Raw genomic sequence first — 19248 nt, forward strand, 5'->3', positions numbered from 1 at the left:
CGTCGCGCGCGGCCTCATGCTGGATCACGCGGTCTATCGAGCCGGCGAACAACCCGAGCGCCGCGAACTCGCCGACGACCGCACCCAAGGCCATCACCACGACCACGGCCACCGTCGTCACTCCGCCCCCGGCAGCACCGCGGGTCGGCCCGGTCGCGATTGCCCGGGCTGTCGCGCCCACCAAAAGTGCGAATACCAAGGTGAACGGCGCCACGACCGGCGCCGACGTGTGCATCGCCGGCATGACAGCGAGGGTCGTCACCAACCAAGTCAATACGACATTGACCAGCACAACCACGCCGGCGACCGCATGTGTGGACCGCTCGTGACGTTCGTTGAGTTCAGCGCGGTCGCCGCCGCCCAGCCAGGTGAGCAAGGCCACTATCGACGAGCCCGGAGTCCGTGGTTCAGCAATCTGATGCGCGCACATCGGAGTCAGGTACCTCCAGAATTTGCCGGCCATAACGGCCACGGCCGTGGATATCGAACGAGTGGGTGGGTGTGAGGGGCGGTTCACATATGCAACCGAAGTGCCCCTATCGGATCGCGCCGGTGCGACGGCTGAATTCTCTCACAACTACCCAAGCGCAGACGTATAGCGCCGTGGGGCCGCGTCCGCTGCATATCTCGGTGTCCTCAACCGCTGCCAACGCGCCTGATCATTCGCGCCGTTGCCCGCTCGATGATCTCGCGCCTTGCCTCCGGAGTTCGTTTGCGCTTGGACCGGCGCAAAGCTGCAGCGATGGTGGTGCCCTGCTCATAGGCTGCGACAACACGCGGATCGACATAAGAGCGCCGCGCTACCGCAGGAGTATTACCCAATTGATCAGCTACCGCTCGCATCACGGCAGCTTCTTCTCGACGGCGAGCTGTCTTCGACTTCGGTTCGCGCGCGATGGCGAATGCTTCAGCAGCGAGCACGGTGCCGTGCCACGTCCGGATGTCTTTGACGCTGAATTCCTCGCCGACGAATTCACGGAAACGCGTGTTGATGTCGTCGGCATGAACTTCGGACCAGCCATCGGATGCGCGGTAAACAAGCAGCCGTGGGCTAGACGTATCGACGCGTAGGAGCGATCGCACCGCGCCGATCACCAACGGATCCTCGATCGAAATTGACCGGCGGACACCGCTTTTGGCCGGGTAGTCGAATTCCACACTGCCGCTTCGTAATCGAACGTGATCACGGTGCAGCGTGGACAACCCGTAACTTCCGTTCTCTTGGGCGTACTCCTCGCCACCGGCTCGGAAATATCCTTGGTCGATCAAATGCTGAGCCAGCGCCAACACGCGATCTCGTCCCAAACCGCGGCGACGCAAGTCGACGAGCAGGCCGAGCCGCCAGTCTGGCAGCTTTTTGGCCAGGCTCACCGTCCGGTCAAACTTCTCCTCGGATCTGTCCGCTTGCCAACGCTCGTGGTAGAGGTACTGGCGGCGACCCGCCACGTCGGTACCGACCGCCTGAATGTGGCCATTCGGGTGCGGGGAGATCCAGACGTCTTTCCACGCCGGGGGAATCACCAACGCATCGATGCGCGCCAACACATCAGCGTCGTCGACGCGCTCACGATCGTCGTCGACGAAGTAAAAGCCGCGGCCACTGCGGATGCGACGAAGCCCCGGACCGCCGACCGTACTCGTGCGCAGTCTCATTCGGATATCGCCCGGGTCGGGCCTCTGATCTGTGACGCGCGACGCACGCCGAAGATTCGCTGCGTATTCATCCGCATTCGTTTACCCAGCGGCGCTCCTCAGCTAACGCGGTTGCCCGCCCCGACTCACTCGACACGAACGGATCAGCCGCCGTCTCCGAACTCGACGTGAGACGGTGTTTAGTTATGCAGGGCTTCGAGTTCGTCAGCTACGAGACTTTTGGACGGCGCTTCTTCGAGGTGGCCGTAACCGAGGAACGCGTCGCTGCCGCGTTCGCCGCGATCGCCGGCAGCCAGTTCGATATGCCCCCGATGGCTCAGGGTCCGGGCAGGATCGCGAAAGTCAGCGCCAGCGTGACCATCAAGCAGCCGCAAGTCACACGTAACGTCGACGACAGCATCACCTTTGACATTCACATCCCGCTGCTGATCGATCTGCTCGTCGACCTGCGAATCGACAAGCAGCGCTTCACGGTCGACGGCGACATCGGACTGACCGCGACAGCGCGGGCTGCTGAGCCGCTGCTGCTGATTGTCGATGTCGCCAAACCACGCTCCTCGGACATCACGGTCCATGTGGCGTCGAAAAGTATCCGCGGCGAGCTCTTGCGGATCGTCGCCGGCGTCGACGGCGAGATCCGCCGTTTCATCGCGCAATACGTCAACGAAGAAATCGATGCGCCTGAATCCCAAGCGGCGCAAGTCATCGATGTGGCCGAACAACTGGATCAGACCTGGAAAGGAATCTGATCAACCGAGCCACGGTTTATCGCGTGGGCTTGCCAGGGTATGCACAGCCAGCGCGGCGGCGGGTTTGGCCTACGGGAGAGAGTGAGACGACATGGCACAAGTCGATGTCTCGACATCTTCGAAGCTCTCACCGGAATCCGCCTGGAAGCTGGCATCAGACCTGAGTCGTTTCGGCGACTGGATGACGATATTCGGCGGCTGGCGCAGTGACGTCCCAGAAGAGATCGAGAAAGGTACCTGTGTCTCATCGCTCATCAAGGTCAAGGGGTTTCGCAACGTCATTCACTGGACCGTCACGCAGTACGACGAGCCGAAAGCGATCGAACTATCCGGTCGCGGACGCGGCGGGATCAAAATCACGGTTGCCATGAAAGTCAGCGACGATCACCCGGGTTCGACCTTTCATCTCACGGCCAACCTCGGTGGTGGTCTGCTGAACGGGCCGCTGGGGCGACTGGTGGCACGGATGATTAGGGCCGACGTAAGCAAATCGGTCGGCAACTTGGCCGCTCTGGAGTAGTCAACGCCGCGGCTGCTTCCCGCGGTGGGTGCTGCTCCATTCCCTTTCGACGTCGCGGACTCGTCGCGCCTCCATGGTCAGCCAGGCCAACGCAGCGCCGGCAGCGAGCAACGTGACGATCGCGGCCCCGATCCCGACGTTGACCTGTCGCATGGCAAAGCTGGCGAGACAGACGACAAAGGCCACCACGGCCAGTCCGACAAGAACCAAACCGGGCGTCTTCGCCGTGTTCGTCATGGTTTCGCCGGCGAACGGCTGGGTGATCCGGTGATGGTCGACCGGATCGCTCGCGGTGTCTGCCATGAGTCTCTCCTCTGGTTTCACTCGAGTCCCGAGTGTTCTGTTGAACTACCCGGTTCACCCAGCGAGAAACCTGCTTGGCAATTGGCCGCCGGACGAGATGGTTTGTGTTTAGCGCCGGATGGCAACATGGACACGGTGACGTCGGTTGTGATCGTGGGCAGCGGATTTACCGGCTTCGAGTGCGCGCGGCGGCTGGCACGCCGATTACGCAAAACCGAGGTCGAGGTCACGATCATCTCGCCGGTCGACTACATGCTGTACACGCCGCTGCTTCCGGACGTGGCAGGCGGGGTGGTCGACGCGCGATTCGTGACGATTCCGCTCGCGGGCAGCCTCAACCGGGTGCGAAAGATTCGCGGGCGCGTTGAGAGCGTCGACCTTGTCCAACACCGACTGGAGTTCACCGACCTGGAACAGCGTTCTCGTTCGCTGTCGTGGGACCGGCTGGTACTGACGCCAGGATCGGTCACCCGGCTGTTCGACATCCCTGGATTAGCCCAGTACGCAAGGGGTTTGAAGTCTACGGCTGAGGCCCTGTATCTGCGCGACCACGTTCTGGAGCAGTTGGAGTTGTCGTGCCTGGAAGACGACGCCGAACTCGCGCGAGCCCGACGCACCATCGTGGTGGTGGGCGCATCATATTCCGGTACCGAGCTCGTCCTGCAGCTTCGCGCACTGACCGACGCCGCGGCCAAGCAGATGAATTTCGACCCGTCCGAGGTGAAGTTCGTCCTGCTGGACCTCGCCGAGCAGGTGATGCCCGAAGTCGGCGAAAAGTTGGGAGCCCGCGCGATGCGGGTCTTGCTCCGACGCGGGGTCGACGTCCGATTGGGCTTGACGCTCAACGAGGTTCACACCGACCACGTTGTGCTCAGTGACGAATCGCGGGTGGGCACCCACACCGTCGCGTGGGTCACCGGAGTAACCGCCGCACCGCTCATCGAGACGTTGGGTCTGCCCACTGAGAAGGGCCGGCTGAAAGTACAAACCGATTTTGCAGTGCCCGGACATCCCGACGTGTTCGCGGCCGGTGACGCCGCAGCGGTACCCGACGTGACTCAGCCGGGCAAAATCACACCTCCCACCGCCCAGCATGCGATCCGCCAGGGAAAAGTTCTGGGTAGCAACGTGGCCGCAAGCCTCGGCCACGGAAAGAATCGGGAATACAAGCATCACGACATGGGATTGGTCGTCGACCTTGGCCCGCATCAGGCGGTGGCAAACCCCCTGAAAGTCCGACTATCGGGGTTTCCGGCCAAGTTCGTCACCCGCGCGTACCACCTGTATGCAATACCGCGAGGGGTCAATCGTTGGGCCGTTGCGCTGGCGTACCTGACCGATGCGCTGTTCGCCCGGTCGATCGTGTCGCTGGGACTCGCAACGCAGAGCGACGCCGAATTCTCAACCAGCGAAGGTATTCCGCTACCGAAAACAGGTTGAGATCAACCAGCCGCCGCTATTGGCAGACACCGCCCAGCTGAAACGTTTCCCGACACGTTAGGTTTTCTCCCATGAAAATCGTCGTGGCCGCCTATGGCAGCCGAGGCGATGTCGAGCCGGCCATCGCTGTCGGTGCGGAGTTGCTGCGCCGCGGCCACGAAGTGCAGATGGCCGTGACGGTTCCCGCGGAGATGCGTGAGTACGTCGCGTCCGCGGGTCTTGTTTCTGTGCCCTACGGACGGGATTTGCAGGAACTGCTCGGCGACGAGGACTTCACCCACATGCTGCAGAATCCAATGAGCGCAATTCCGCAGGCAGTCGAATACGTCACCCAGGTTGTGGCGGAAAAGCACACGACGTTGGTGTCGTTGACGGAAAACGCGGACCTACTGGTGGCAGGTATGACGGAGCAGGTACCGGCAGCCAATGTTGCTGAATACCATCGTATTCCACTGGCAGCGCTGCATTTCTTCCCGTCGCAGATTCTGCAGGCCGGACCCGGCGTGACGACGGAGACCGATCGCGTTCAGCGTCAGGCACTCGGCTTACCGGCCGAATCCGAGGCCGCCGCACGACCGCTGGAAATCCAGGCCTACGAGGCGTTTTGCGTGCCCGCCCAGGCAGCCGAGTGCGCAGCCGAAGGTGATCGACGGCCGTTCGTTGGTGCGCTGACATTGCAGCTACCGGCTGACGCCGACGACGAGGTGCTCTCGTGGATTGCGGCTGGACCGCCGCCGGTGTACTTCGGATTCGGCAGCACGCCGGTCGCGGCGCCCGCCGACACGATCGCCGGGATTACGGAGGCGTGCAGACGCCAAGACGCTCGCGCGTTGATCTGCATGGGCTCCAATGGTTATGACGACATACCGAATACATCGAACGTCAAGGTCGTGCGCGAGGTGAGCCACGCAAGCGTGTTCCCCGCGTGTTGCGCCGTCGTTCACCACGGTGGAGCCGGCACCACCGCTGCCGGCCTGCGCGCGGGTATTCCGGCGTTAATCCTCTGGAACGGGCTCGATCAGCCGATGTGGGCGGCAGCCGTCGAACACCTCGAAGTCGGCTTCGGACGTCGCTTTTCGGAATCTACGGTGGACTCCCTGACCGCCGACCTGCGCCGGATCCTCGCTCCGCATTACGCCGCGCGGGCCCGCATGGTCGCAACTCACACAACCCCGCCTGCTGAAAGTATCTCCAGTACAGCAGATTTGCTCGAATCAACGGCCCGTCGCGGCCTCGACGGATAACCGGCTCAGCCGGAAGCGCCGCGCCGCACCTGCCGCACCTGCCGCTTGTCGATGGCGTCAATCGTCAGCACCCGGCTGCGAATCCGCCACTGCGCGTCGAGTAGTTGATACTCGTCGTCGTATCGCAGATGCCACGTCACATCGCGGACCTGCTCCGCATGCTCGATCCAGTGATGCGCGACGCAGGCGATGCGCCCACTGGCGGTTCCCGGCAGGGGACCGACGTCATACACCTCGCCGACAATCGCGTGCTGAGTGCGGATTGTGGAGGCGACAGCGGCCACCGCATCCCTGATGGCGGCGCGACCTCGGTGCTGGCGGGCCGGCTCCAAGTCCCTCGGCGGGTCGGGGAGTGTCAGCATTGCGTCGTCAGTGAAAAGATCTGCGACAGCGTCGAATTGCCGGTCATCGACACCTGCGGCGTAGCGATGCACCAGATCTGCAAGGGCTGCCCGGTCGGGCGCGCTGAGCGTCACGTCGACAGGGAAAGTCGTTGGGCGCAGGCCGACAACTCGTCTTTGGCCTGCTCGAGGTCGCTGATCGGCGGCATGGCCAGCACCAACCGCCCCGCGCCTTGGGCGACCAGTCGCTCAGCGCGTTCGCGATCGACTTTGGTGACCGAGTGGCCGAGCGATACTTCGATGTCCGCGGGGTCACGCCCGGCAGCGGTCGCCTCGTCGCGCATCAGCACAAGCAGGGCCTCCAGCTGCGCACCGGTCACACCCAACGGCTGAAAGCCGTCGCCGAACCGGCCGGCCCGCCGAGCAGCCGCCTTGCTGTGCCCGCCGATGTGGACCGGAAGATGCTGCCCGGCAATTGGTTTCGGACTGCAGACGACGTTGTCAAACTCGAAGAACTCGCCGCGGTGGGTGACACCGCCCGGCCGCTGATCCCACAGCGCCCGCAGTACTGCTATCTGCTCGTCAGCACGTCGACCGCGACTTTCGAATTCAGTGCCGCACGCCTCGATCTCTTCTCGTAGCCAGCCCACGCCGACGCACAAGCGCAGCCTCCCGGCGGACAACGCATCGACGGTCGCCGCCCGTTTGGCCAGCACCACCGGATGATGGTTGGGCAGCACCAGAACCCCGGTGGCCAGCCCGAGCCGGTCGGTCTGGCCGGCCAAAAACGACAACAGGTCAAGGGGATCGGGGACCGGGCAGTCGGACGCCAATTCCACGCGGCCCGAAGGGTCGTAGGGATATACGCTGTCATAGGTAGTCGCCAGGACGGTGTGTTCAACGGCAACGATAGATTCGAAGCCGCATGCTTCGACATGCCGGGCGAACCCCGTCATCCACAGCGGGTCGGCCGTGACTCCGGCAGCGACCGGGGCGACCACGGCGAATTTCAGGTTGTTCATGGCAAATCGAAGCTAACAGGTGGTTTCGGTCGGGCTGACGGCCGTCTGTGCCCGCATGGCCTCGGACAGCGCGATCGCCCGGCGATCGCTGAACACCTCTTCGAGCAGTACCGGTCGGCCGTCGGGGCCGCTCAGCGGAACCCGCCAGTTGGGGTATTCGTCGGTGGTGCCCGGCTGGTTCTGCGTACGCTGATCTCCAACCGCGTCGGTCAGCGCCAGCCCGAGCAGCCGCGACGGCGTCCGGCCCAGGTACTGGTGCAGCGCAAGCACGGTCTGCTCGACGTCGGCGTGCTTGGTCAGCAGGCCGACCCGACGCAACTCCGCCAGCCAGGCCGCCCGCTCGGCTTCCGCCGCCGCAAGCTCCTGCTCGACCGGCCGGGTCAGCAAGCCCAGCGAATCCCGAAGGCGCACATGTTCGTTGGCCAGATAGCCGGCGGTCGGCGGCAGATCGTGAGTGGTCACTGACGATAGGCAATATTCACGCCACCGTTCGGCCGGCAGCGGGCCGCCGTTGCCGTCGCGATCGAGCTCGAACCACAGAATCGACGTGCCCAGCACGCCGCGCCCGCGCAGATAGTCGCGGACCCACGGCTCGACAGTGCCCAAATCCTCGCCGACCACCAGCGCCATGGCGCGGTAGGCCTCGAGCGCGACAATGCCGATCATCGCCTCGTGGTCATAGCGAACATAGGTGCCCGCGGTGGGCGCCTGGCCCTGCGGAATCCACCACAGCCGGAACAAACCGATGATGTGGTCGATGCGCACCCCCCCGGCGTGCCGCAGCACGCTGCGGATCAAGGCGCGGAACGGCTGATATTCCTGCTCCTCGAGGCGGTCGGGGCGCCAGGGCGGTTGCGACCAGTCCTGGCCCAACTGGTTGAACTCATCGGGCGGCGCACCGGCCGATACCCCAAGGGCCAAGGCGTCCTGCAACGCCCAAGCGTCGGCTCCGTTCGGGTGCACGCCGACGGCGAGATCGTGGACGATCCCCAGCGGCATTCCCGCCGAGACGGCTTGCGACTGCGCGGTCGCAAGCTGCTCGTCGAGCTGCCATTGCAACCAGCGATGGAAATCCACGACCGACTGATGCCCGGCGACGAAATCGGCGACGCCGTCGGCACCAGGATGACGAAGCGACTCGGGCCACTCATGCCAGTCACCGCCGTACTCCTCGGCCAGCGCGCACCAGGTGGCAAAGTCGTCGAGCGCGGCACCCTCCCGAGCGCAAAATGCCGCGTACGCCAGCTCGCGGCCAGCGGTCCGCGGAACCTCGAAGACCCGCGCCAAGGCCGCCCGCTTGGCCGACCATGCCGTGTCACGGTCGATCGCGTCCAGCGACGCGGCGTGTTTCTGGACGCCGTCGCGCAGCCGCCGTACCCGCCCCCGCTTGCGCAGCTGCGCGAATTCCGGGATTGCTTCCACCCGCAGATACAGCGGGTTGACGAAGCGGCGCGACGTCGGCAGGTACGGCGATGGCTCCATGGGTGCGGTGGGGGCGGCCGCGTGCAACGGATTGACCAGGACATACCCGGCGCCGTGCAACGAGGCGGACCATACCGCCAGGTCCACGAGATCGGTGAGGTCGCCGACACCCCAGGACTGACGCGACCGCACGCTATATAACTGGGTAGCCAGCCCCCAGATGCGACGCGCTCCCAGCCGCTCGGGCAGCCCGAGCCAGCCCGGCGTCACGATCAGCGCTGCGCTGGCCTCGTCCCCCTCTGAGCGCACATGCACCCGGTGGTAGCCAAGTGGCAGATCGTCAGGCAGCGCGAAGCTGGCTTCGCCGATCCAGCGTCCGTCCAGCTCGAACGGCCCATTGAAGTTGTCGACCTGGCGTATTCCGGTGCGGACGGTGCCATCCTCGAGCTGCAACCACACCTCGGCCGGCTGACCGTGGGTCACGTGCACCCAAAATGTGGTGCGCACGCCAGGCCGCCCGAGAATGGTCGGCGGCAGCGCGCGCGACCAGTACCCGCGCTCATGATCGGCCTGCGCCGCACGACGTTCCGCCTCATCAGCAGCGGCGATGCCGAAGGCCGCCAAGACAGCCACCACCGTGCTCTCGGGGACAGCGATCCGGCGTCCACTCCAGTCTTCGTAGTCGGTAGCGATGCCGAATCGACCGGCGAGTTCGGTCAACGAGGGCGCCATTTGACTCATACCGCCATCTTGCTTGTCGAGATGACTCAGATGCGACCCGAGTGTTCACCTCAACGTCGCTTTTCCGGCGGGCTGAGTTTGCTCGGAGCCGTACGATGCGCAGTGAAGATTTTCTTCGAATCTCCCCTTTACCAATGGCAGGTGACAGCACTGTGGTCCAAACCACAAACGGCGTGGACGTGAACATCGCCCGCGCTCAACCGTTCGCGTGGCGAGGTCACGCGGGGTGCCCTACCGTTATCCCTGTGAATCGTGGGACTACACAGCATGCAGGCGTATCGTGCGCTCGGGGTGTGATCAAAAATGGCCGGTGAGCAGCGGGGTTCGGGTTACGGCCTCGGACTCTCCACCAGGACCCAGGTAACGGGTTACCAGTTCCTGGCCCGCCGTACCGCTATGGCCTTGACTCGCTGGCGGGTCCGGATGGAGATCGAGCCAGGTCGGCGTCAGACGCTGGCCGTGGTCGCGTCGATCTCCGCCGCTCTGGTGATTTGCCTGGGCGCATTGCTGTACTCGTTCATCAGTCCGTCCGGTCAGCTGAACGACACACCGATCATCGCCGACCGCGACTCCGGAGCGCTCTACGTCCGAGTCGGCGACAAGTTGTACCCCGCGCTGAACCTCGCATCGGCCCGGCTGATCGCCGGACGCGCCGACAACCCGCACAAGGTGCGCGGCAGCCAGATCGCCCAGCAACCGCACGGGCCGCTGGTGGGCATCCCCGGCGCGCCGTCGGAGTTCGCACCGACCACCCCGGCCACCTCGTCCTGGCTGGTGTGCGACTCGGTGGCTTCGACTGCGGGGGTGGGCGCGCCCTCACCGGTGACGGTCACCGTCATCGACGGCGCACCGGATCTCTCGGGTCGCCGCCACGTGTTGAACGGGTCGGACGCGGTGGTGCTGCACTACGAGAAAGACACCTACGTGATCCGGCAAGGGCGGCGGTCGCGCATCGACTCGATGAACCGGGCGGTGTTGCTGCCACTGGGCCTGACCCCGGAAAACGTCACCCAGGCGCGGCCGATGAGCCGTGCACTATATGACGCCTTGCCGGTCGGCCCCGAGCTGTCGGTGCCCAAGGTGCCGGACGCCGGCAAGCCGGCCGCATTCGCCAGCGCACCCGGGCCGGTGGGGACCGTGATCGTGACGCCGCAAATCAGTGGGCCGCAACAGTATTCAGTGGTGCTGACCGACGGTGTGCAGACAGTCAACTCGGTGGTCGCCCAGATCCTGCAGAACGCCGGAACGCCGGCAGGCAACTCGCCGGTGGTGGTGGCACCCGCGTCCCTGGCGAAGATGCCGGTCGTCAACGGGATGGACCTGTCGGCCTATCCCGACGGCCCGCTCAGCCCGGTGGACATCAAGGAAAACCCGGCGACGTGCTGGTGGTGGCAGAAAACCGCCGGCGAAGAGCGTGCGCGGGTTCAGGTGATCACCGGGCCGACCATCCCGGTGAGCAGCGGCGCCGCCAATCAGGTTGTGTCGCTGGTGAAGGCGGATGCGTCCGGCCGCGAAGCCGATCGCGTCTACTTCGGCCCTGAATACGGCAACTGGGTCGTCGTCACCGGGAATGACCCCGGCTCGAGCACATCCGAATCACTCTGGTGGCTCTCGAGTTCCGGTGTGCGCTTCGGCGTGGACAATTCGCGCGATGCCCGCTCGGCACTGGGTTTGACGTCCCAGCCGAGTCCGGCACCGTGGGTTGCCTTGCGGCTGTTGGCACCTGGCCCGGCGCTATCCCGCGCCGATGCGTTGGTGCGTCATGACACTCTTCCGACCGATATGAACCCCGCAGAGTTAGTGGTACCCAAGTGAAGCAAGGTTTCGCACGTCCGACGCCCGAGCGGGCACCCGCCGTCCGGCCGGAGAACATCGTCCTCCCGACACCACTGAGTGTTCCGCCGCCAGAAGGCAAGCCGTGGTGGTTGATCGTGGTCGGCGTGCTGGTGGTCGGCCTGCTCGTCGGCATGGTCGCCATGACGGTCGCCAACGGTTCGCGGATGTTCCTGGGCGCGGGCTCGATCTTCCCGATCTTCATGATCGGCGGGGTCGCGATGATGATGTTCGGTGGCCGCTTCGGTGGCCAGCAGCAGATGAGCCGGCCGAAGCTGGACGCGATGCGGGCCCAGTTCATGCTGATGCTCGACATGCTGCGCGAGACCGCCAACGAGTCGGCCGATAGCATGGACGCCAACTACCGGTGGTTCCACCCGGAGCCCACGACGTTGCCCGCCGCGGTCGGATCGGCCCGGATGTGGGAGCGCAAGCCGGACGGCAAGGACCTCAACTTCGGTGTCGCCCGAATCGGCGTCGGTATGACCCGGCCCGAGGTGACCTGGGGTGAGCCGCAGAACATGCCGACCGATATCGAGCTGGAGCCGGTAACCGGTAAGGCATTGCAGGAATTCGGCCGCTACCAGAGCGTCGTCTACAACCTGCCGAAGATGGTGTCGCTGCTCGTCGAGCCGTGGTACGCGCTGGTCGGCAATCGCGAGCAGACGATGGGCCTGATGCGGGCGATCGTCTGCCAGCTGGCCTTCTCACACGGCCCTGACCATCTCCAGATGATCGTCGTCACTTCCGACATGGCTAAGTGGGACTGGGTCAAGTGGCTGCCGCACTTCGGTGACCCGCGCCGTCGCGACGCCGCCGGCAGCATCCGGATGGTGTACGGGTCGGTGCGTGAGTTCGCCGCCGATCAGGCCGAATTATTCGCCGGCCGTGGATCTTTCACGCCTCGCCACGCAAGCTCGTCGGCGGAGACACCGACACCTCACCACGTGATCATCGCCGACATCGACGACCCGCAATGGGAGTACGTCATCAGCGTCGACGGCGTTGACGGCGTGACGTTCTTCGACCTGACCGGCTCTGCATTGTGGACCGGCAATCCGGAGCGCGTGCTCAAGTTCACCGACGACATCGGGGTGATCGAAGCGCTGCCCCGCGACCGCGACACCTGGATGGTGATCGACGACAACAAGTGGTTCTTCGCCCTCGCCGACGATGTGACCGAGTCCGAGGCCGAGCAGTTTGCGCAGCGGGTGGCCCGCTGGCGACTGGCCGAGGCCTACGAGGAGATCGGTCAGCGGGTGGCCCAGATCGGTGCCCGGGACATCTTGTCCTACTACGGGATTGAAGATCCGTCTGAGATCGACTTCGAGGCGCTGTGGAGTAGTCGCCGCGACGCCCTGACGAGTCGGTCCCGGCTGCGGATCCCGTTCGGAAACCGTTCCGACAACGGCGAACTGCTGTTCCTCGACATGAAATCCCTCGACGAGGGCGGCGACGGCCCGCACGGGGTCATGTCGGGAACCACCGGTTCGGGTAAGTCGACGCTGGTGCGCACGGTCCTCGAGTCACTGATGCTCGCGCATCCGCCAGACGAGTTGCAGTTCGTGCTCGCTGACCTCAAGGGTGGGTCCGCGGTCAAGCCGTTCGGCGGCGTGCCGCACGTTTCGCGCATCATCACCGACCTGGAAGAAGACCAGGCGCTGATGGAGCGGTTCCTGGACTCGCTGTGGGGTGAGATCGCCCGTCGAAAGGCGTTCTGCGACAACGCCGGTGTCGACGACGCCAAGGAATACAACGAGATGCGCTCCAGGATGCGCGCACGCGGTCAGGACATCCCGCCGCTGCCCATGCTCGTGGTGGTCATCGACGAGTTCTACGAGTGGTTCCGCATCATGCCGACCGCCGTCGATGTGCTGGACTCCATCGGCCGACAGGGTCGCGCCTACTGGATCCACCTGATGATGGCCTCGCAGACCATCGAGAGCCGGGCCGAAAAGCTCATGGAGAACATGGGTTATCGGTTGGTGCTGAAAGCGCGTACCGCCGGTGCGGCGCAAGCCGCCGGTGTTCCCAACGCCGTCAACCTGCCCGCGCAGGCCGGTCTTGGCTACTTCCGAAAGAGCCTCGAAGAGATCGTCCGCTTCCAGGCCGAGTTCCTGTGGCGCGATTACCGTCGTGGCGTCTCGCTCGACGACGATGGGCCATCGATGCTGACCCATTCCGTCGATTACATTCGGCCGCAACTGTTTACGACCGGCTTCACGCCAATCGAGGTCAGCGTGACCGGACCGGACGACTTCGCCGCCCTGACCAACGGCGAGAGCCACGACGAAGCCTTCGGCGGTAACGGGGCCGGCGCGCCCGAGGAAGAAGAGGAAGAAGAGGAAGCGATCAGGACGCCGAAGGTCGGCACGGTGATCATCGATCAGCTTCGCCGCATCGACTTCGAGCCGTACCGATTGTGGCAGCCGCCGCTGGACAGACCGGTGGCGATCGAGGAGCTGGTCAACCGCTTCCTGGAGCGACCGTGGCAGGAGCGGTACGGCACGTCGCTGGATTTGGTGTTCCCGGTCGGGATCATCGACCGGCCGTTCAAGCACGACCAGCCGCCGTGGACGGTGGACACCTCCGGGCCTGGTGCCAACGTGTTGATCCTGGGTGCCGGTGGGTCGGGTAAGACCACCGCGTTGCAGACGCTGATCGCCTCGGCCGCGCTGACCCACACGCCGGAGCAGGTGCAGTTCTATGTCCTGGCGTACAGCAGCACCGCGCTGACGACGGTGGCCGGGCTGCCGCACGTCGGTGAGGTCGTCGGCCCCACCGACCCGTACGGTGTTCGCCGCACGGTGGCCGAGCTGCTCGCGCTGCTCCGTGAGCGCAAGCACACCTTCCTCGAGTACGACGTTCCGTCGATGGAGGTCTTCCGGCGGCGCAAGTTCCTCGGTGAGGCCGGCCGCGTCCCCAACGACGGCTTCGGCGACATCTTCCTGGTGATCGACAACTACCGGGCCCTCGCCGAAGAGAACGAGGTGCTCATCGAGCAGGTGAACCAGATCATCAACCAGGGCCCGTCGTTCGGTATTCACGTGGTGGTCACGGCCGACCGCGAGTCCGAGCTGCGGCCGCCGGTGCGCAGCGGGTTCGGATCCCGGATCGAGCTGCGTCTGGCTGCGGTCGAGGACGCCAAGCTGGTGCGCTCGCGATTCGCCAAGGATGTTCCGGTCAAGCCGGGTCGCGGCATGGTCGCCGTGAACTACGTTCGGCTGGACAGCGATCCGCAATCGGGTCTGCACACGCTGGTTGCCAGGCCGGCACTGAGCGACACGCCGGCCAATGTATTCGCGTCCGACAGCGTTGCGGCAGCCGTAAGCCAGGTGGCGGCTGGCCACGCACCGCCGGTACGCAGGCTTCCCGCGAAGTTCGGCCTGGAGCAGGTGCGGGCGCTGGCACAGGCAGATCGGCGCCAGAACGTCGGCGTCGGTGGAATTGCGTGGGCCATCAACGAATTGGATCTGCAGCCGGTGTACCTCAACTTCGCCGAGAACGCGCACCTGATGGTGACGGGTCGACGCGAATGTGGCCGGACCACGACGCTGGCGACCATCATGTCCGAGATCGGGCGGGTGTACGAGCCGGGAGCCAGCATCGCGCCACCGACGTCACGGCCGTCCGCACAGGTATGGCTGGTCGACCCGCGTCGTCAATTGCTGACCACCCTGGGCACTGACTACGTCGAGAAGTTCGCCTACAACCTCGACGGCGTCGCCGCGATGATGGACGAACTGGGCGGCGTGCTGGCCCGTCGTGAACCGCCGCCGGGGCTGTCGGCTGAAGAGCTGCTGTCGCGCGCGTGGTGGAGCGGTCCGGAGATCTTCTTGATCGTCGACGACATTCAGCAGCTGCCGCCGGGCTTCGACTCACCGCTGCACAAGGCCGCGCCGTGGGTGACCCGGGCAGCCGATGTCGGCTTGCACGTGATCGTCACCCGGACGTTCGGTGGATGGTCTTCGGCGGGCAGCGACCCGATGCTGCGGGCGCTGGCTCAGGCCAACGCGCCGCTGCTGGTGATGGACGCCGATCCCGACGAGGGCTTCATCCGCGGCAAGATGAAGGGTGGACCGCTGCCCCGCGGCCGAGGCTTGCTGATGGCCGAGGACACCGGGGTGTTCATTCAGGTGGCCGCCACGGATCTGCGTCGGTAGCCCGATCTCTCAAAGGTCCCCCGCTCATCTGGGCGGGGGACCTTTGCGTTGCCGAGAGTCGGACACTTCATAGCTCGCGCATAGCGTCGGCATGTCAGCAGCCCATGTTTCCTAGTTACCGTCTCTAACTAGTGACAGGTGGGGCGTTGTTGTAAGGGGAGTGCCGGATGTCGTTCGTAAGCGCACAGCCAGCCGAGTTGACCGCGGCTGCGGAAAATCTCCAGGGCATTGGATCGTCCATGGCGGCGCAGAATGCGGCCGCAGCGGTTTCGACCACCGGCGTCGTCCCCGCCGCCGCCGACGAGGTATCGGCGCTGACGGCCGCCCAATTCGCCACCCACGCGCAGATGTATCAGGCCGTCAGCGCCCAGGCTGTCGCGATCCACGAAATGTTCGTCAACACTCTGGGCGTCAGCGCCGGTTCCTACACGGCCACCGAGGCCGCCAACGCGCTCGCGGCCGGCTGAGGCGGATTCCGATGCTGGACTTTGGAGCCTTACCGCCGGAGATCAACTCCGGACGGATGTACGCCGGCGCAGGACCTGGCTCGTTGCTAGCCGCGGCGACAGACTGGCAATCGCTGGCAGAGGAGCTGAACTCCGTTGCGGCAAGCTATGGTTCGATCTTGTCGACCCTGACCAGTGGACCGTGGACGGGTCCCAGCTCCATCACGATGGCCGCAGCCGCCGCGCCGTTTGTGACGTGGCTGAGCGCCACCGGCGAGCAGGCACAGCAGGCAGCCGCACAAGCCACCGCGGCAGTGGGCGCATACGAAACCGCCTTCGCCGCAACAGTTCCGCCGCCACTGATCGTTGCCAACCGGAGCTTGCTCGCGACACTCATCGCGACGAATGTCCTCGGGCAGAACACGCCCGCGATCGCGGCCACCGAGGCGCTCTACGCGGAGATGTGGGCTCAGGACGCCGCCGCCATGTACGGCTACGCCGGCACCTCGTCGACGGCGTCACAAATGACCCCATTCACCACACCGCCGCAGACCACCAACCCCAGCGGGCTGGCCGGCCAAGTCGCCGCCGCCGCCCAATCCGCCGGCACCTCCAGTGGGACCGATGTCGAGACGATCATGTCGTCGGGTCCACAACTCATCTCCGGCACGCCGCAGGCCCTGCAAAGCCTCTCGGCGCCGCAGACGCTGAGCAGCCTGGCATCCACGGCGACCGGCTCGTCGGGTTCGTCGGGTTCGACGTCGGCATTGTCGATGCTGAACCAACTCAGCATGCCGATGCGGATGGCGATGATGCCGATGAGCATGTTGTCCAAGCTCTTCACGACGGGCAGCAATGCCACCGCCGCGCGGGCGGTCAGTACCGCGGCCAACGAGTTGGGCGCGGCCCAGTCAGCCGGAATCGGTTCGGGCACTGGCGCATTGACCTTGACAGGCATCGGCACCGGCATGCCGGCCGTCTCCGCAGGCATGGGCCAAGCCACGTCGGTCGGCGCGTTGTCGGCACCAGCCGCTTGGACCGCCGAGGCTCCGGCGGCCAGCGCTGCCGCGGCCACACCGTTCGGCGGTGCCGGCGCGGTCCCGGCAGTCCAAGCGGGCGCGCACGCAGGCATGCCGCCGATGATGCCGATCACCACGATGGGTGGGCGCCAGGCCGCCCCGGCGCCCACCCGCTTCGAACTCCGTTCCACCGTTATCCCGTTCACACCGGCGGCCGGTTAGTCGAATCAACGTTCGCCAAATGGCGCGCACCCCAACATTTGATGAACAGCGGTTGCCGACGGGTGAACACTGCTTGTAGAGCAATGAATACTCGGCGTCGCCGTCGCAGATGGCCCGTGCGGCCATCTAGTCTTGCAGCCAGCGACTGTTCAGCGATGAGCATCGGGACTCAATGTTGTTGATGCTGAGGGTTACCGAGGAAGAAAGCGCGTTCGTCTGTGACCAGATACCGCATTCGGCATGTCGAGGTCGGTCGGGCGATAGACGACCGGCGCGCGGTGATCGCTGACCAGTCAAGGACAACGCTGCCCGTCGCCCATTGGCGGTTTGGGTGGGCCACGCAATTCTGTCTTGCTCACGGAGGGGTTTAGTGCTGGATTTCGGGCTGTTGCCGCCGGAGATCAACTCCGGACGGATGTACTCGGGTCCCGGACCGGGGCCAATGTTGGCCGCCGCGGAGGCCTGGGACGGGCTGGCCGCAGATTTGGGCTTCGCTTCGGCGGGTTACGGTTCCACGCTCACCGAGCTCACGAGTGGCAACTGGATAGGTCCGACATCGGTGGCCATGATGGCCGCGGTCACGCCGTATGTGAGCTGGCTCAGCAGCACCTCCGCCCAGGCGGAGGACACCGCCAATCAAGCCCGCGCGGCCGTCTCCGCATACGAAGCCGCGTTTGCGATGACGGTGCCGCCGCCAGAGATCGCGGCCAACCGCGCATTGTTGATGGCCCTGATCGCAACGAACTTCTTCGGTCAGAACACCCCGGCGATCATGGCCACCGAAGCCCTCTACCTGGAGATGTGGGCTCAGGACGCCGCCGCCATGTACGGCTACGCGGGCGCCTCCGCGGTTGCCTCACAGGTCACCCCGTTCGCCGCACCGCCGCAGACGGCCACCGACGACGGCACGAGCACCCAGGCCAATGCGGTGGCTCAAGCCGCCGCCGCGCCGGCGGGCCAAGCCGCGACGGTGGTCCAGAACGCCGTCGCGGCGGCGCCGACCACGACGACGCAGACCACCGCGACGACCGCGCTACCCGCGGCGACCACATCGGGTACCGGTGCGACCGGGGGCGCGACAGTCCCACCAACTACGTTTTTCCCCTGGCTCGAGCAGTTGATTTACAACACCTACAGCAATTACCCCTCCGGCGGCTGGCTCGGCCTGGGCCTGACGAACGCCAACATCACGACGGTGCTGAAGCAGACACTCCAGGCCTACTTCGGGTTGGGGATGGGCCAGTTTGGGGCCTCGATCGGGCAACAGACGACGTTCGGTCTTGGAGCCACGGCCGGTTCGGGCGGCGCCTGGTATCCGACGCCGCAATTCGCCGGACTCGCTCTGGGCCACGGCGGCATGCCGGTATCGGCCGGTATCGGCCAGGCAAGCACGCTCGGCCGGATGTCGGTGCCTCCAGGTTGGCCGGGGGCCACGCCCGCGGCGATGGAGGAGGCCCAACTGGCGAGCGCCTTCCGTCCTATCGGGGCGCCAACTTCGAACGCGATGCTCAACGGTATGCCGATGGCCAACGCCGCCTCGGGCCGGCGCGGCGCCGGCTACGTCGTCAAGTATGGGTTCCGGCACGCGGTGATGCCGCGGCCGCCCATAGGCGGCTAGCGCTCTCCAACGAAATTGCCTGTGGCACAGACCACTCCAATGATCAGCGACTACCGGCGGGCACTGCGCAGACGAGGCCGGTCCGGCCCGTGTGTTACCGCAGAAGGAAGAAAAGTAGAACTCGTGATGAACAGCAGATATCGAGGGATGAACACTCATCATCCGGTCGTGAACAGTTGGCTCGGCGCGGGCGTTATACCTGCGTGACCGTTTAATCTTTTACCGACGACCTTGCTCAAGGTCGAAGACTCTCACGGTTATTGAGGAGGAAACCGGATGTCGTTCGTAACCACGCAGCCGGAAGCATTGTCGGCAGCGGCCGCCAGCCTGCAGGGGATCGGGTCGGCTGTGAACGCTCAGAACGCCGCCGCTGCGGCCCCGACCACGGGAGTGGTTCCCGCTGCCGCCGACGAGGTCTCGGCGCTCACCGCGGCACAGTTCGTCGCTCACGCTCAGCTGTACCAAGCGGTCAGCGCGCAGGCCGCGGCGATCCACGAAGCATTCGTCAACAC

Annotated in this window: 16 protein-coding genes; 10 read left to right on the forward strand and 6 right to left on the reverse strand. The window is 65.3% G+C overall.

All coding sequences use genetic code 11. The features are described 5' to 3' along the window. On the reverse strand, nucleotides 1-430 hold a 430-nt coding region (locus WAO18_RS09750; protein WP_422205920.1), incomplete at its 3' end, for a DUF4407 domain-containing protein. Nucleotides 431-636: 206 nt separating this feature from the next. Beyond that, a complete protein-coding gene (locus tag WAO18_RS09755) occupies nucleotides 637-1653 on the reverse strand; it encodes a DNA topoisomerase IB (RefSeq protein WP_422205921.1) in 1017 nt (338 codons plus the stop codon). A gap of 185 nt (nucleotides 1654-1838) precedes the next feature. Between WAO18_RS09755 and WAO18_RS09760 the strand changes: the two genes are divergently transcribed. Both WAO18_RS09760 and WAO18_RS09765 read left to right on the forward strand, forming a co-directional pair. Next, complete coding sequence (locus tag WAO18_RS09760) at nucleotides 1839-2402, forward strand: hypothetical protein (RefSeq protein WP_422205923.1); 564 nt, start codon at nucleotides 1839-1841, stop codon at nucleotides 2400-2402. Nucleotides 2403-2493: 91 nt separating this feature from the next. Beyond that, nucleotides 2494-2922 (forward strand): type II toxin-antitoxin system Rv0910 family toxin, encoded by a 429-nt coding sequence (locus WAO18_RS09765; RefSeq protein WP_422205924.1) that lies wholly within the window; start codon nucleotides 2494-2496, stop codon nucleotides 2920-2922. On the opposite strand, the gene usfY is transcribed toward WAO18_RS09765, so the two are convergent. Further along, a complete protein-coding gene (gene usfY, locus WAO18_RS09770) occupies nucleotides 2923-3225 on the reverse strand; it encodes a protein UsfY (RefSeq protein ID WP_422205925.1) in 303 nt (100 codons plus the stop codon). A gap of 135 nt (nucleotides 3226-3360) precedes the next feature. Here usfY and WAO18_RS09775 point away from each other — a divergent pair, with 135 nt between their 5' ends. After that, nucleotides 3361-4665 carry an NAD(P)/FAD-dependent oxidoreductase gene (locus WAO18_RS09775; RefSeq protein ID WP_422205927.1) on the forward strand — a complete coding sequence of 435 codons (1305 nt, stop codon included), beginning with the start codon at nucleotides 3361-3363 and terminating at the stop codon, nucleotides 4663-4665. Nucleotides 4666-4736: 71 nt separating this feature from the next. Continuing rightward, nucleotides 4737-5909 (forward strand): glycosyltransferase, encoded by a 1173-nt coding sequence (locus WAO18_RS09780; protein WP_422205929.1) that lies wholly within the window; start codon nucleotides 4737-4739, stop codon nucleotides 5907-5909. Between the two features lie 5 nt (nucleotides 5910-5914). Here the strand turns inward: WAO18_RS09780 and WAO18_RS09785 are convergent, their stop codons facing one another. From WAO18_RS09785 to malQ, 3 genes are read right to left on the reverse strand one after another with little or no spacing between them, the layout of a single operon-like run. After that, complete coding sequence (locus tag WAO18_RS09785) at nucleotides 5915-6385, reverse strand: nuclear transport factor 2 family protein (protein WP_422205931.1); 471 nt, start codon at nucleotides 6383-6385, stop codon at nucleotides 5915-5917. Then, a complete protein-coding gene (locus WAO18_RS09790; RefSeq protein WP_422205942.1) occupies nucleotides 6382-7263 on the reverse strand; it encodes an LLM class F420-dependent oxidoreductase in 882 nt (293 codons plus the stop codon). Before WAO18_RS09790 ends, WAO18_RS09785 begins: the two co-directional genes overlap by 4 nt. Nucleotides 7264-7284: 21 nt before the next feature. Continuing rightward, nucleotides 7285-9435, reverse strand: a complete 2151-nt coding sequence (malQ, locus tag WAO18_RS09795) for a 4-alpha-glucanotransferase (protein WP_422205933.1) — start codon at nucleotides 9433-9435, stop codon at nucleotides 7285-7287. 303 nt (nucleotides 9436-9738) lie between these two features. Between malQ and eccB the strand changes: the two genes are divergently transcribed. The 6 genes from eccB to WAO18_RS09825 form a co-directional block, all read left to right on the forward strand. After that, on the forward strand, nucleotides 9739-11250 hold the full coding sequence (gene eccB, locus WAO18_RS09800) for a type VII secretion protein EccB (protein ID WP_422205934.1): 1512 nt from the start codon (nucleotides 9739-9741) through the stop codon (nucleotides 11248-11250). Further along, nucleotides 11247-15431, forward strand: a complete 4185-nt coding sequence (eccCa, locus tag WAO18_RS09805) for a type VII secretion protein EccCa (protein WP_422205936.1) — start codon at nucleotides 11247-11249, stop codon at nucleotides 15429-15431. The genes eccB and eccCa overlap by 4 nt, the downstream gene beginning before the upstream one ends. Nucleotides 15432-15598: 167 nt before the next feature. After that, the gene (locus WAO18_RS09810; RefSeq protein WP_422205937.1) at nucleotides 15599-15898 is read left to right on the forward strand and encodes a PE family protein; all 300 of its coding nucleotides are present in this window, start codon (nucleotides 15599-15601) and stop codon (nucleotides 15896-15898) included. A gap of 14 nt (nucleotides 15899-15912) precedes the next feature. Further along, nucleotides 15913-17118: a PPE family protein gene (locus tag WAO18_RS09815; RefSeq protein WP_422205944.1), complete on the forward strand. Its 1206-nt coding sequence runs from the start codon at nucleotides 15913-15915 to the stop codon at nucleotides 17116-17118. A 370-nt stretch (nucleotides 17119-17488) separates the two neighbouring features. Next, nucleotides 17489-18736, forward strand: a complete 1248-nt coding sequence (locus WAO18_RS09820; protein ID WP_422205938.1) for a PPE family protein — start codon at nucleotides 17489-17491, stop codon at nucleotides 18734-18736. A gap of 276 nt (nucleotides 18737-19012) precedes the next feature. Then, a partial coding sequence (locus WAO18_RS09825) for a PE family protein (RefSeq protein WP_422205940.1) occupies nucleotides 19013-19248 on the forward strand: 236 nt, incomplete at its 3' end.

Origin of the sequence: Mycobacterium sp. (assembly GCF_049278535.1) — a bacterium.
Classification (GTDB): domain Bacteria; phylum Actinomycetota; class Actinomycetes; order Mycobacteriales; family Mycobacteriaceae; genus Mycobacterium.

Coding starts and splice junctions, on each gene's coding strand:
- WAO18_RS09755 (WP_422205921.1), bottom strand. CDS start 1,653: ATGAGACTGCGCACGAGTACGGTCGGCGGTCCGGGGCTTCGTCGCATC.
- WAO18_RS09760 (WP_422205923.1), top strand. CDS start 1,839: ATGCAGGGCTTCGAGTTCGTCAGCTACGAGACTTTTGGACGGCGCTTC.
- WAO18_RS09765 (WP_422205924.1), top strand. CDS start 2,494: ATGGCACAAGTCGATGTCTCGACATCTTCGAAGCTCTCACCGGAATCC.
- usfY (WP_422205925.1), bottom strand. CDS start 3,225: ATGGCAGACACCGCGAGCGATCCGGTCGACCATCACCGGATCACCCAG.
- WAO18_RS09780 (WP_422205929.1), top strand. CDS start 4,737: ATGAAAATCGTCGTGGCCGCCTATGGCAGCCGAGGCGATGTCGAGCCG.
- malQ (WP_422205933.1), bottom strand. CDS start 9,435: ATGAGTCAAATGGCGCCCTCGTTGACCGAACTCGCCGGTCGATTCGGC.
- eccB (WP_422205934.1), top strand. CDS start 9,739: ATGGCCGGTGAGCAGCGGGGTTCGGGTTACGGCCTCGGACTCTCCACC.
- WAO18_RS09810 (WP_422205937.1), top strand. CDS start 15,599: ATGTCGTTCGTAAGCGCACAGCCAGCCGAGTTGACCGCGGCTGCGGAA.